The organism is Campylobacter concisus, from assembly GCF_902460625.1.
In the GTDB taxonomy this organism is placed as follows: domain Bacteria; phylum Campylobacterota; class Campylobacteria; order Campylobacterales; family Campylobacteraceae; genus Campylobacter_A; species Campylobacter_A concisus_AD.
Genome location: NZ_CABPUT010000009.1, coordinates 71,454 through 85,703, shown reverse-complemented (window position 1 = coordinate 85,703; position 14,250 = coordinate 71,454). Strand labels below are relative to the sequence as shown.

Genomic DNA, 14,250 nt, shown 5'->3' with positions numbered 1-14,250 from the left:
TTATTTAAAAAATTCTTATCAAAAACATATAAATTCCGGTTGAAATAACTATGCTAAGAAGGGTATTTTTAAACTTTAAATGCATCAAAATAGCTGTAAATACCGCCACTATCTCGCTTAAACCATAAGGAAACTCGCTAAATTTCGTATCTTTTAGCCCGTAGCAGACCAAAACGACCATTATCATCATACCCATGTGCTTCTCAATGGCGTCTAAATAAGGATTTGACTTATAGTTTCTTAACGCATAAAATGGCGTCGCCCTCGTTATAAAAGTAGCCAAGGCGCTTAAAAGCACCGCCACAAAAAGCACCATCTCGCTTGAGCTTACACTTATCAAATTTTATCCTTAAACAAAAGCAAAAATACAAAACAAAGCGCCATTGAGCCAACAAGCACAAATTTAGCTGGAAAGAGGCTCACTCCAAGCACTCCAAAAAAGACCGCCGCAAAGAGCACGCGGTAGTTTTTATCATTTTTAAACATTTCAATCACAATAACTATAAAAAGTGCTGTCAAGCTAAACTCAAGCCCTTTTGTATCGGTCTTTATAAAATCGCCAAGTATCGCACCAAGTAGCGTTCCAGCCGCCCAGTATGACCAAGATAAAAGATTTAGCCAGGTAAAGACAAAACTTCGATCACTTGCATCTTTTAGCCCCAAATTTTTAAATATCGCAAAGGTCTCATCTGTTAGCAAAGCGATGTTTAAGAGCTTAAATTTGATCCCGCTATACTCTTTTAAAAGTGAAATCCCATAAAAAGTGTGACGCAAATTTACAAGATAGCTCACGATAAAGACCTCAATGTAGCTCGTGCCAACACTAAAGAGCGAGAGCATCATAAACTGCGCTGCGCCGCCATAAGCTAATGTGCTAAGTGCCACAGCTATAAATGCGCTAACTCCCATGCTTTTTGCCAGCACGCCAAAGGCGACACCAAGCGGGAAATAGCCCATAAAAATAGGAATGGATAGTTTAAAAACGTAGTTAAATGTCAAATTTTTGCCTTGATAAAAGCCGAAATGTTAGCAAAATTTGAAAAATTTAGAGTAAAAATAGAGTTAAATTTTATAAAATGATAGAAATTTTTGGAGCTAAAAGATTAAAAATATAATTTTAATTTTATTTTGTGTTCTTTTTTCTTGGGGTAAAAATTTTGATACCGCTAAGCTTGAAAGTGAATGCGCTTTAAATAACGTAGAAAGCTGCACCGATCTTATATATATCTACCTTGACAAAAATGAGCGCGATAAAATGTCAGCTATGGCAAACAAGGCCTGTGAGCTAGGCAATCCACATAGCTGTCTATTTTTAGGAAATATATATCTACAAAAAGACACCCTAGCACAAGATAAAGAAGAAGGGCTTAGGCTTTATAATAAGGCTTGCGAACTAAAAAGTGCATTTGCTTGCTACACTCTTGCACTCATCTACGAAGCCGGAGATGCTGGTATATTGCAAGATAAAAATAGAGCAAAAAACTACTATAAAAAAGCCTGCGAGCTTGATTTGGATGAAGCTTGCAGTAGCTTAAAAATTTTTAATTAAACAAAAGATGCTTTTACTCTTGCTTTGAAAAGCAGAAATTTTAGACGAAATATATCAAAGTGATAGTAGGATAAGAGAAAATTTTACAGGCAGTTACAAAGATGCCTCAAAAATTTATAATTCATCAAGCAACAATAGTACTGCCAAAATTTTTAATTTAGCCCAATTAATGCGTTTGCTTTATCGAGTCCTTGCCTTTTGGCGTTTTGTTTAAAAAGCAAAATACCTCAAGCGTAAAAGAAAGCAGTATAAGCCCAACGATAGCTAGAGTCGCGTTCATACTACCTACCTTTTAAGCCCATTTACTATTTCAAGCATCGAATCGCTCGTAGTTATCGCCTTTGAGTTTGCCTCGTATGCGCGCTGACCAGTGATAAGATCGGTCATCTCTTCAACCAACTGAACGTTACTCATCTCAACAAATCCTTGTCTGATCGTACCAAGTCCGTCAAGTCCTGCCACGCCTACCACAACATTACCGCTAGCACTTGTTTCTAGGTAGTTGTTATCGCCCATTGAGTGAAGGCCGGCTGGGTTTATGAAATTTGCCAGTTCAATCTGGCCTATCTGAGCCATCTCTCTCTCGCCTGCTTGTAGCACTGATACGGTGCCATCTGTGCCAATTGAAATTTGTGTCGCATTCGCAGGCACGGTAATCTGAGGGATTAGCTGATAGCCATCGCTATTTACGATAGTGCCGTTTGCATCAAGCTTAAATGCGCCATTTCTAGTATAGGCTGTCGTGCCATCAGGCAGTTGAATCTGAAAAAATCCGTTGCCAGCTATGACCATATCTAGGTTATTGCTAGTCTCTTTAAAATAGCCCTGAGAAAAAATTTTATTTATCGCCGTTGGGCGCACACCAAGACCCACTTCGATACCCGTTGGACTTGTAGTGGTCTGACTTGTAGCCGTTCCTGCATACTCCATGACTTGATACATAAGATCGGCAAATTCAGCCCTATTTTTCTTGTATCCATAAGTATTTACGTTTGCGATGTTGTGTGAGGTTACGTCTATCTGCGTCTGCTGAGCTATCATACCAGTGGCCGCAGTGTAAAGTGATCTCATCATAGTTTTATCCTTTTATTAAGCTTTTAGGGCTAGTTTTTGAACAGCATCTTGGTTAAGATCGTTCATGTGGCTTGTCATAACCTTTTGATACATATCAACTAAGCGCTGGGTTTCTATAAGACCCACCATTTCTAAAACTGGGTTTACGTTTGACATCTGAGCATATCCTTGCATCACGCTATCAGCTTCTTCAAGCTCTGTGATGTCGTCAAAATTTCTACTCTCAAAGAGATTATCTCCGACCTTTTTTAGATCTCTTATCTCTCTTGGCTGAGCGATAAAAAATTTAGAAAATTGATTGTTATTTGAGTATAAATTTCCATTTTTATCAGCAGTTAGCACCTCGCCTTGTGGCACTTGGATACCTCTTTGGCCAGGATTTTGTGCCTCGTAGCCACTTGGCAGCACCTTGTAGCCCTCTTTTGTAACGATGTAGCCGTCGCCGTCAAGACTAAAAGAGCCATTTTTGCTAAGTTTTACGCCATTTGGAGTATCGACTAAGAAAAATGCGTCATCTCTTTTTATCGCAAAGTCAAGCGTGTTTGAGCTGTATTTAAAGCCGCCAGCACTAAAGTCGGTATACTCTTCACTTACTTGTGGTACGCGATCAAGCGTTCTATTTAAAAATTTAGCCCCATCTTTTGTGTGATTTTTAAGTGGAAGCTCATCTTGTGTCTCTTTAAAAATTCTCGCAAAATCACCAATGACTACGTCGTTTCGCTTGTAGCCGATCGTATTTACATTTGCAAGATTATTTGAGATAATATTTAGTCTGTTAAACTGCGTTACCATGCCAGCAGTGGCTTGATAATAACCATTTTGCATGCAATTTCCTAAAATTAATTATTGTCACGGCTTTTAAAGCAATAGCTGTTCCAAATTTTAATTTTTTAATTATTAAATATTTCATAAAGTTTAATAAATAATTTATTTATTTAATGTTAAGATTCGCGACTTCAATATAGATAATGACTATTAAAAACAATAAAAATACAAAAAGGACACATATTATTATGAAAAAGACTTCACTAGTTGTTTTGCTTTGTGCTGGCTTAAATTTGTTGGCCCAAGAAAGTGAGAATATAAAAGAAGTTGAACTTGGCGGAGTAGAGGTAACGGCGGAAGAAGAAAATGTAAAAAACAAAAAGATTAGTGAAGTAAAAAAGACGGCAAGTGAGCTTACTAAACAACAAGTAAGCGATACTAGAGATATGGTGCGCTATGACACTGGTGTCAGCGTAGTTGAGACTGGTCGCTTTGGTTCTAGCGGATATGCTATAAGAGGTGTTGATGAAAACCGCGTAGCTATCAGTATCGATGGACTTAATCAAGCTGAGACACTTTCATCACAGGGCTTTAAGGATCTCTTTGAAGGATATGGAAATTTCAACAACACAAGAAATGGTGTCGAGATAGAAAATATCCAACAAGTAAATATTACAAAAGGTGCAGATAGTATAAAAACTGGCTCAGGTGCACTTGGTGGCTCCGTGATGTTTGAAACAAAAGACGCTAGAGATTATCTTACAGAAAAAGACTGGTTTTACGGCTTTAAAGCACAAAAATCATCAGCCAACGATGAAAAACTATTTTCTCATACGATGGCCGCACGAGCAAAATGGTTTGACATACTCTTTATCACTACAAAAAGAGATGGTCATGAGATGAAAAACTGGGGATACAATACATACGATGACAATGTGCTTGGCAAGGAAAGAGAAAAACCGGATCCTTATACCATAAATACAGATAGCAGGCTATTTAAATTTGGTGTAAATTTTAATGAAACGAACCGTTTTAGTATAGGAATCGATAGAAGCACAAAAGAGACAGTAGGCACTGACTGGTCGTATAAATTTGCTCTTTATACTGGCGGTATGTTAAATAACGTACGTTACAGCACCGATGTAAGGCACGTAAATGATAAAAATAAACGTGAAAATATCTTTTATACATATGAAAACTACGATGAAAACCCACTTTGGGATAGTATGAAGATAACTTATTCAAAGCAAAAGATCCAGCTAAAGGCAAGGACTGATGAGTACTGTGATAAAAACGACTGTCAAGGCCTACTAAATCCATCAGGATTAAAGTTAAACAACGAAGGTAAGCTAGTGGATAAATATGGTGGAGAGTTGCAAATGAGACAAGTAGAAAAAGAGCCTTGGCCTGGAGCTGGCTTTACTTTTCCTCAAGATATCGTGTTTGATAGTCATGGAAACGAAGTAGATGAAACATTCTATGGAAGAACAAATCGCGGAGCAGATAAACTTCTTGTCGATTGTAACCAGTATGATTGCTCTAAGCCTTTAACACTTTTTAATAAGACAACCAAACGATATGAAACCTACAATCTAACTCCGCAAAACATGCCAGATGGCAATGGAAAATATGCAGAGCTTACTCCAAAAAATAGATTTGAGGAACTACTTTTGCCAAGTAGTCCAGGATATTTGGAAAACAACTGGAAAGATAGAGATCTAAATACCGATACAAAACAGCTAAATTTAGATGCGACAAAGGAATTTAGCCTATTTAAAATGGATCATACTTTAAAATACGGTGGACTTTATAACCAAACAGATAAAAGTATGGTAAATAGGCAAGGCTATGAGGCACACAATAAGGAATGGTGGGCGAAATATTTCTTTGGCATGGCAAACAAAGGCACAGGCTTGCTACCAAATTTTCAACCAGACAAGTGCATGCCTCACGGTGGAAATGATTACAGTACACTTTGCAGACATGAAGATAATAAATTTAGCTTTTTAATACCTGTTAACACTAAGACAAAGGCATTTTATCTGGGTGATGATATATCTTTAACTGAAATTTTAAGCGTAGATGCAAATTATAGGTTTGACAAAATAACACACAATCCAAGCTACATACCAGGTAAGACACCAAAGCTACCAACTGATCTTTTTGCTGGTGTTTTTATACCTTTTACTATACCGCCTGGCTCTAGTGCAGAAGAAGTAAAAAGGATAAAAACTAAAAATGCTGAAGAAAATGCACGTTATCTAGCAAGCCAAAAGAGGGATTTTACACATCATTCGTATTCACTTTCAACAAATTTTGACCCATTTGAGCATATAAGACTTCAGGCAAAATATGCAAATGGTTTTAGAGCTCCAACATCTGATGAAATTTATTTTACTTTTCAGCATCCTGATTTTACGATATTTCCAAATTTAGCCCTTCAGCCTGAGATCGCAAAAACAAAAGAATTTGCTGTAACTCTTCACAACTCGCCTAGTTTTTTTACGATAAATCTCTTTCAAGCCGACTATAAAAATTTCATCGATCTAAAATACCTCCGTCGTGGCGCACTAACATACGGCAATGCCGGTAGTAGAATGCCAGTAGAAATATACCAAAACGTAAATAGAGCAAAGGCTCGCGTAAGAGGTGTTGAGCTAAGTGCAAATCTAGACCTAGAGCAAGTTTATAGTGGACTAAGTGGCTTTAATGTCGGCTATAAATACCTATATCAAAAAGGTAGAATGTCAGTAGATGAAAGTGGCAAGCTAGACGCTCCAATGAATGCCATTCAGCCAGCAAAATTTGTCTATAACGTCGGATATCACACAAGAAATAATAAATTTGGAGCAAATCTATATATGACGCACGTAAAAGCAAAACGCCCAGAAGATACTTACAATATCTATGCCAAAGACGATCCAGATGCAAAAAATACGTATGTTAGATATGTCAGTAATACATACAGTCTATTTGATTTCGTAGCATTTTACAGACCGATGAAAAATTTCACATTTACAGCAGGTGTGTATAACATCACAGATAGAAAATACACAAGCTGGGATAGTGCAAGAAGTATAAGGACTTTTGGCACAAATAATATGGTAAATAAAGAAACTGGCAGGGGCCTTGCTAGATTTTACTCACCTGGTAGAAATTTCAAGCTAACATTTGAAATGACGTTTTAATAATTTTATAGCTACCGCAATTTTAGACTTTTGCGGTAGCTTTGTATAGACAAAATTTCATTGCTTTTATATACTTTTTACAAAATTTGGGTATAATCCACTTTCTTTTAAACAACACTTAAATCACAATTAGACGATTCGAAAGGAAATTTATGAGCGCCGCAAAAGACTCTTTTTCTCAAATAGAAGAGCTTTTTGCTGAAAATGCAAAAGGCTTTTTGACATACGAAAAATTAGTAAAATTATTAGACAAAGCTCCGACTGCTACGATAGTAAAAAAGATAGAACAACTAGCAAAAACAAACAAAGTCCAGCTCATCACATCTGCTGAAGCTGCAAAGCTTAGAAATTTAGCTGATGCTAAAAAACGCCAAGAAAATGCTCAAAAAAGTGATCAAGATATCGACGAAGATCTCGATCTTTCTGGTGAGAGCGATCTTTTAGAGTGGTCAAGGTCAGATAGCCCTGTCAGGATGTATCTAAGAGAGATGGGTCAGATCGCGCTTCTTACAAAAGATGAAGAGGTAGAGATTAGCAAAAGGATCGAGCTTGGCGAAGATATAATTATCGACGCATTTTGCTCGGTGCCATTTTTGATCGATTTTATACTTGACTATAAAGAGCCGCTCATCAATAGGGAACGCCGTGTAAAAGAGCTTTTTAAGAGCTTTGAGGATGAGAGTGAAAACGAAGAAAATGAAGATAGCGAAGACGATATAGACGAGGAAGATGAAGAGAACGAAGAAAACGAAGCTCCTAAAAAATCAGCTAAAAACGATAAACGCGCTGAAAAAGTTATAGAGAGTTTTAAGGCCCTCGAAAAGGCAAAAAAAGAGTGGCTAAAGACTGCAAACAAACAAGATAAAGTTGAGAGCGATGACACGGCTTCAAAGATGACTCTTGCATTTAAAAAGAAAATTTTAAAAGAGAAGCTAATGGATCTTGGACCAACAAGCAAGTTAATTAGCGAGATCGTAAAATCAATGGAAACAGCACTAAAAAGCGACGACGAATTTGACAGAGAGCTAAAACGCTTGGAGTATCGCTTACCGATGTTTAGCGACGAGCTTAAGAAAAATCACAAAAGCATACTAAAAGATATCATCAAGCTTAGCAAAGAAGAGATCGCAGCTCGCGTGCCAGAAGCCACAATGGTATCAACTTATGTCGAGATCAAAAAGCTATTTACTACAAAAGAGGCGAGCAAGCAAGGCTTTGATCTTGAGCCAACAAGGCTAAAAGAAATTCTAGAGCAGATCAAACGTGGAAAGAAAATTTCTGACGAGGCAAAAGCTAGAATGGCTAAGTCAAACCTCCGTCTAGTCGTAAGTATCGCAAAACGCTATACAAATAGGGGCTTGCCATTTTTGGATCTCATCCAAGAGGGCAACATCGGCCTTATGAAGGCGGTTGATAAATTTGAATATAGAAAAGGTTATAAATTTTCAACCTACGCCACATGGTGGATCCGTCAGGCTATTTCGCGTGCGATCGCCGATCAGGCAAGGACAATTAGGATACCTATCCACATGATAGAGACGATAAATCGTATCAACAAAATAAACCGCAAATACCTCCAAGAAGAAGGTAAAGAGCCTGATGTAAGCGTTATCGCAAAAGAAGTTGGGCTAAGCGTTGATAAGGTAAAGCAAGTCATCAAAATAACAAAAGAGCCTATCAGTCTCGAAGCTCCTATCGCAAACGAAGAAGACGGAAAATTTGGAGATTTTGTCGAGGATAAAAGTTCACTTTCTCCGATAGAGCAAATTTTAAAAAGTGACCTTAGAGAGCAAATCGATGACGTGCTTTCACAGCTAAATGAGCGCGAAAAAGCAGTTATTTCGATGAGATTTGGCTTGCTTGAGGATGAGAGCGACCGCACACTCGAAGAGATCGGAAAGGCTCTAAACGTCACTCGCGAGCGTGTCCGCCAGATAGAGAGTTCAGCCATCAAAAAACTAAAACACCCAAAAGTTGGTAGGAAACTCAAAAACTACATCGAAGGCTAAAAGCCTTAATCTAGCTCGAATTTCGCACAAATTTGAGCTAGAAGCTAAAATCAAAATTTTATACTCACATTAAAGCAAATATCTCCCTCATAAATTTTAGTTGCAAAAGCAACAAAGCTAAAATCTAAAAAGCTAGTTGACTTTTAAAGCATATTGTTGTAGTAAATTTTAGCTTTCTATTCACTAGCGAGAATGGATTATCATCTCATAATCACATCACACTCACTAATGAAAATAAAAATTTACAGGATCATTAAAAATTTTAGAGCAAAAATAGGCACAAAATGAGTTTAAATTTTAACCCCTCTAAATGCTTCCTTTGCGGCTTTCACATCAGCCTCATCTGGGTGCGTTTTGGCTCGCTCCCATCGCTCTAGTCGCTCAGGCGTTAGAGCAAATCTCGGATCATCAGGCATAGCTTTACCAAGTTTTTTTAGCTGCTCTATTACTTCAGGAGCAATCGCACCTTGACAGATAAACGTGCGCAAAATTTCATTGCCATTTTGAAAAAACAGCTCTTTGCCTTGCTCTATCGCCTGCATGGCATGTGCGCTTGGCACATCTGCACCAAGTGTTATAAAAAAGCCTACTTTTTTATTTTTTACACTTTGAGAGATAAATTTTTTAAATTCCTTCTCCGGCGAGCCCTGATCTATATAGTATCCAAGCGCAATAAAGTCAAACTCACTCAAATTTATCTCACACGCATTGGCAAAATTTATCGCCTCACAGCTAAGCTCACCAGCAATAGCCTCTGCTATCTTTTTTGTATTTCCACTTTTTGATGTATATATCACAATACTTTTCATAAAAACTCCTTCTTAGAAATTTCCATCACTGCATTTGCGATAGAATTTCCCAAAAATACGCCATCTTTTGTAAAATTTAAAGAGTCGTTTTCGATTTTTAGATATCTACTTTCCTCACATTTTTTAAAAAGATCCATAAGCTCATTAGCACACGTCTGGCTTACAAATTTAAAAACACGCTCAAGGCTTATTTGTGGATACTGAAAAAGATTTACAAATCTATCAAACTCCATCTGCCTAGCAGTCATGCGACCCATAACTTTCATCTTTTGGCTCATGTTATAGATACCAAACTCCCCTAGCCTGCCACCAGCTCCTTTTCCAAGAGGCAAGACATCAGCACCCACGTGAGATAGTCTTATATATTTATATTGGTCCCTACCCTTTTTGGCCACCTTTGTATACTCTAAAATTTCATAGTCACCTTGACTTAAAATTTCGTCTAAAAATGCGTGGTGCAGGCTCTTATCAACTTCTACGTCATAGTAATCCTCGCTTATGGTCTTGCTAAGCACTGAGCCATCTAAAAACTGAAGCGAATAAAAACTCGCACTGTCAATGCCAAGCTCACGCACTAGCTTAGCATCTCTTACTACCTCATCGACGCTTTCATTAGGATAGTTATATATGATATCAACACAAAGCATCCCACTAAATTTCTCACGCAGATCACGTAGATGTTTTACGGCTCCATCTGAACTATGTGTGCGATTTAGTAGCTTTCTGCCAGCCTCACTAAATGTCTGCACGCCGATACTATAACGATTTACGCCAAGCTCGTTTAAAAGGCGAAGCTTGCTTATATTTAGGTTATGAAGCGTACTTTCTAAGCTAAATTCGCACTCAGGCAGGATATTAAAGCTGTCCTTAAGTGCGTTTATCACCTGCTCCAAGTGTCTCTCTTTTAATATCGTTGGGGTGCCGCCACCAAAATAGACACTACCTATTTTTTTGCCTTTTAGATAGTTTGTGGCAGAGTATTTTTCTATCTCGCTTAGTAAAAATTTTGTATACTCATCAAGCTCATCCTCAAGCTTTGTCCTATTCATCGAGCAAAATGAGCATATGTTATCACAAAACGGCACATGAATGTAGATCACTCCTTCATTTTCATCTGGCGCACTCTCTAAAAATTCCCATAGCTCATCTTCACTCACCATATCAGGTCTTTTCGAAGGAGCTACGCTATGTCCTTTTATACGTTTGTTAAACATTTATACTAACTTATTAAGCATGTTAAATAGCTCATTTGCGGCATCATTTATGCGAGGTGTACCACGCAAGACAAGACTTGATGGGACGTTTAAAATTTTAGAGTTCTTGGCTGCGCTAGTTGCTTTTAGCACTGGATTTTGCGCCAAAAAGTCGCTGCCATCCTTTGCGCCGACCACGATGATAAAGTCTGGATTTTGCGCTAGGATAAATTCATTTTGAACGATCGGCATCGCTCCAGCTAGGCCACCTGCTACGTTTTTCATACCAAATTTAGTAAACATATCCCCAGGCAAGCTAGCATCGTTAAAAGCAACTAGTGGGGTAGCTGCATAAACGCCTAAAATTTTCTTACCGCTCAAATTTGAGTTTTGAAATTTTAAAAAGTCCTGTTTTATCTTAGCCACAAGCTCGCCAGCACGCTCTTTTTTTCCTGTGATATCGCCCATTTTTTCTATATTTTTGCAAATATCATCTACGCTATTTGCCTGCATCGTAAGTGTCTTTATACCAAATTTAGCAAGGTCGACGTTTACACCATCAGAGTGAAAGCTAGTAACTACAAGATCAGGCTTTAGCTCGACTATACGCTCTAAATTTGGCTTTGTATAAGTGCCAACGCTCTTTAGCTTTTCAGTCTTATCCTCAGGCCAAATCTTGCCAAACTCAAGAGTAGAAATAGCTGCGATCTGATCTTCAGCCTCCAACATATACATCATCTCAACCACTGCAGGATCGAGCACAACGATATTTTTAGCACTTAGGCTAACACCGCCAAAACCAAGTAAAAAAACAAAAACTAAAAATAATTTTTTCATGAAATCTCCTTTAAAATTATCATTTTGGTAAAACAAATGGCATATCATTTTTATATATGATATCTGCCTTAAGGCCATAAAGTTCATCTAAAATTTCTGGATTATAAAGCTCTCTGACACTCCCTTTGTGAGCTATAACACCACCTTTTAGCATTAAAATTTCATCACATATCAGTGAGGCCAAATTTAGATCATGAAGCACCGCTATGGTGACTAAATTTAGCTCACGAGTAAGATGCGAGCAAAGCTTTAATACCTCTATAGCATGGCTTAGATCAAGGGCTGATGTAGGCTCATCGAGCAGCAAAACTTTAGGCTCGCTAACTATTGCACGAGCAAGCAAAGCTCTAGCAAATTCGCCACCACTTAGTGAGTTTGCCACTCGGTCTTTAAATTTAGCGAGCCCAAAAGTCTGCAAAGCCTCATCAACTAGGGCAATATCGTGAGAGCTATAACCACTAAAAGAGCTTTTTAGATGAGCATATCTACCCATCAAAACAAGCTCAAAAACGCTTAACGGCATAGTAAGTGCACTTTTTTGAGGTACAAAACTAGTCGTTCTCGCAAGCTCCTTTGTGCTGTAGCTTTGTACATCTTTTTCGAAAATTTTGACACTTCCAGTGCTTGGAGAAAGCAAATTTAAGATACATTTTAAAAGTGTTGATTTGCCACATCCATTAGAGCCCAAAAGACCTATAAATTTTCCACTTTTGGCGGTAAAGCTTATATTTTTTAGCACACTTGTTTGCGCATATGAAAAGCTTAAGTTTGATACTTCTACGCTCAATGCACACTCCTTTTTAGATAAAGTGCTAAAAATAGAAAAAAAAGGCGCTCCAAAAAACGCACTAATAACGCCAACTGGCACTTCGACCGGACTTAAAACACTCTTCCCTACCACGTCACAAGCTAGTAAAAACGCTCCTCCTCCAAGAGTAGAAAGTGGTAACAAAATAGCGTTGTTTGAGGTATTTAAAAGCATTCTAAAAGAGTGTGGAATGATAAGCCCCACAAAGCCTATCATACCGGTAAATGCTACTGAAAAAGCAACCGTGAGCGAGGCTATGACAAGCAGACGCTTCTTAAGTGCATCGACATCTATACCAAGGCTTTTTGCCTCGTCTTCCCCGCTTAAAAGTATCGTTAACTCAAAGCGTTTTAGATAAAAATATATCATGCAAAAGATAAGCGGAACAGCGATAATGCCGACCTTTTGCCATGAAGCAGAACCTAAATAACCCATCATCCATGCCACTATCTTAAAACTATCTTCACCTATAAGATATGTCGCAAAACTCGTAAATGCTCCTAGAAATGATGAAAAAGCGATACCAATTATAAGAAGTGTAGCAATAGAGCGACTACGATTGTAAACTCCAAAAATGGCAAGTGTAAGCAGGCTCGAAGACAAAAAGGCAAAGATACCATAATAAATTTCAGATAAGCCAAGAAGATATGCCACTACTGCTCCAAATGTCGCAGATGCGGCTATGCCGATGATATATGGGTCTGCAAGCGGATTTAAAAAGACGCTTTGTGTTACAACACCCGAGCTAGCCAAAAGCATACCTATAAGCAGAGCCATTACAAGTCTTGGTAGTCTAATGTCAAACAAGATGGTCTCTTTCATATCGTCTATTTTGTTATTAAATATAAAATTTAAAATCTCACTCATACTTATGTCAGAACCGCCTATACTAAGCGAGATAAAAGAGAGCAAAACAATGAGCATAATCAGCAAAACGGTAAGCTTGGTACTACCCTGCATAAATTTCCTTTTAATACAAATGGCTAAAAACAGCAAAAAGAAACAAAAATAAGCAGAAAATATAATCTTTAAATAAAAGCCATAAATTTTCTAAAATGTCATTAATGACTCGTAATTTTAAAAAAATAAGCTTAATTCTCGCTTTAAAAATATTAATGATAATTTTAATCAATTTTAAGTTTTCTTTAGTATGATTTTGCGATTTTTAATTTTATTTTTATAAGGAGAACAGTTTTGAAACAAAGAGCATTAAACCACATGAATAAAGATCATTTGGATATAGTGATCGAGTTTTGTAAGAAATTTAGCGGTGTAGCTGAGCCTACAAATGTCAAAATGACCGATATAAACGAAGATGGCATGGAAATAACATGTGATCAGGCAAAAACATTTGTACCATTTTTAAGCAAAGCAGGTGGAGATGGTTTTAGAGAGTCGATCATCGAGCTTTATATGAGCATAAAGGGCGACACAAACAACTCTAGTGTGCAAGGCGGAATGATGAAATTTATAAATAGCTTTAAGACTGTTGTGATCTCAAGCATTCTTGACGAACAAGCGGTTTCGTCGTATTCACCTTTCATAAAAGAAAACGATGAGTTTTATATCTGCATATCATCAGTAGCAGATCACTACCACTCAATAAAACAAAACCCGGATAAAATTTCACTCCTTTTTATTCAGGATGAAAAAGATGCAAAAAGTCTATTTGCTCGTGTAAGAGTAAGCTTTGAAGCAAAAGCTGAGTTTATGAGCGACAGCGCAAGAGATGAATTTATATCAAAATTTGAGAGTGCCTTTGCAAATGAATCAGCACTTGCATTTATTAAAGAGATGAAAGACTTCTATATAGTAAAACTCACCCCAACAAAAGGTAGATATGTAAAAGGCTTTGGCGCAGCATATGACACAGTAGGACTCCAAGTTGTCGATAGTGGCAGAGTAAACAACCCTCACACTAAAAAATAATTACTTTTGTAAGACCATTTGGTCTTACAAATTTATACCTCTTAAAATTTCTTTTTAGTCTTACTATAAAAATTTAAATGATATAAATA

Annotated in this window: 12 protein-coding genes and 1 pseudogene; 4 read left to right on the top strand and 9 right to left on the bottom strand. The window is 37.5% G+C overall.

Annotated features, from left to right (window positions below):
* Positions 1–4: 4 nt before the first annotated feature.
* Both F3G69_RS07610 and F3G69_RS07605 read right to left on the bottom strand, forming a co-directional pair.
* Positions 5–340: a branched-chain amino acid transporter permease gene (locus F3G69_RS07610; RefSeq protein ID WP_103600152.1), complete on the bottom strand. Its 336-nt coding sequence runs from the start codon at positions 338–340 to the stop codon at positions 5–7.
* A complete protein-coding gene (locus tag F3G69_RS07605) occupies positions 337–999 on the bottom strand; it encodes an AzlC family ABC transporter permease (RefSeq protein ID WP_149714882.1) in 663 nt (220 codons plus the stop codon). Before F3G69_RS07605 ends, F3G69_RS07610 begins: the two co-directional genes overlap by 4 nt.
* Before the next feature lie 256 nt (positions 1,000–1,255).
* Between F3G69_RS07605 and F3G69_RS07600 the strand changes: the two genes are divergently transcribed.
* Entirely contained in the window at positions 1,256–1,549 is a 294-nt protein-coding gene (locus F3G69_RS07600; RefSeq protein ID WP_149714881.1) for a tetratricopeptide repeat protein, read from the top strand.
* Positions 1,550–1,834: 285 nt separating this feature from the next.
* Here F3G69_RS07600 and flgG read toward each other — a convergent pair whose 3' ends face one another.
* Complete coding sequence (gene flgG / locus F3G69_RS07590; RefSeq protein ID WP_021091447.1) at positions 1,835–2,623, bottom strand: flagellar basal-body rod protein FlgG; 789 nt, start codon at positions 2,621–2,623, stop codon at positions 1,835–1,837.
* 15 nt (positions 2,624–2,638) lie between these two features.
* Entirely contained in the window at positions 2,639–3,448 is an 810-nt protein-coding gene (locus F3G69_RS07585; RefSeq protein ID WP_149714879.1) for a flagellar hook-basal body protein, read from the bottom strand.
* A gap of 188 nt (positions 3,449–3,636) precedes the next feature.
* On the opposite strand from F3G69_RS07585, the gene F3G69_RS07580 reads away from it, so the two are divergent.
* Positions 3,637–6,576 carry a TonB-dependent hemoglobin/transferrin/lactoferrin family receptor gene (locus F3G69_RS07580; RefSeq protein WP_149714878.1) on the top strand — a complete coding sequence of 980 codons (2,940 nt, stop codon included), beginning with the start codon at positions 3,637–3,639 and terminating at the stop codon, positions 6,574–6,576.
* Positions 6,577–6,728: 152 nt separating this feature from the next.
* Positions 6,729–8,585, top strand: coding sequence for an RNA polymerase sigma factor RpoD (gene rpoD, locus F3G69_RS07575; protein WP_021091519.1), 1,857 nt, complete (start codon positions 6,729–6,731; stop codon positions 8,583–8,585).
* 290 nt (positions 8,586–8,875) lie between these two features.
* Here the strand turns inward: rpoD and F3G69_RS07570 are convergent, their stop codons facing one another.
* From F3G69_RS07570 to F3G69_RS07550, 5 genes and pseudogenes are all read right to left on the bottom strand, one after another.
* Positions 8,876–9,394, bottom strand: coding sequence for a flavodoxin family protein (locus tag F3G69_RS07570; RefSeq protein WP_149714877.1), 519 nt, complete (start codon positions 9,392–9,394; stop codon positions 8,876–8,878).
* The gene (locus tag F3G69_RS07565; protein WP_149714876.1) at positions 9,391–10,608 is read right to left on the bottom strand and encodes a radical SAM protein; all 1,218 of its coding nucleotides are present in this window, start codon (positions 10,606–10,608) and stop codon (positions 9,391–9,393) included. The genes F3G69_RS07570 and F3G69_RS07565 overlap by 4 nt, the downstream gene beginning before the upstream one ends.
* Positions 10,609–11,424, bottom strand: coding sequence for an ABC transporter substrate-binding protein (locus tag F3G69_RS07560; protein WP_149714875.1), 816 nt, complete (start codon positions 11,422–11,424; stop codon positions 10,609–10,611). It lies immediately after the preceding gene.
* Between the two features lie 19 nt (positions 11,425–11,443).
* Positions 11,444–12,211: an ABC transporter ATP-binding protein gene (locus tag F3G69_RS07555; protein WP_149714950.1), complete on the bottom strand. Its 768-nt coding sequence runs from the start codon at positions 12,209–12,211 to the stop codon at positions 11,444–11,446.
* Positions 12,208–13,192, bottom strand: a pseudogene (locus F3G69_RS07550) (FecCD family ABC transporter permease). Before F3G69_RS07550 ends, F3G69_RS07555 begins: the two are co-directional and overlap by 4 nt.
* Positions 13,193–13,426: 234 nt before the next feature.
* On the opposite strand from F3G69_RS07550, the gene F3G69_RS07545 reads away from it, so the two are divergent.
* Entirely contained in the window at positions 13,427–14,161 is a 735-nt protein-coding gene (locus F3G69_RS07545) for a HugZ family heme oxygenase (RefSeq protein ID WP_188115350.1), read from the top strand.
* Positions 14,162–14,250 lie beyond the last annotated feature (89 nt).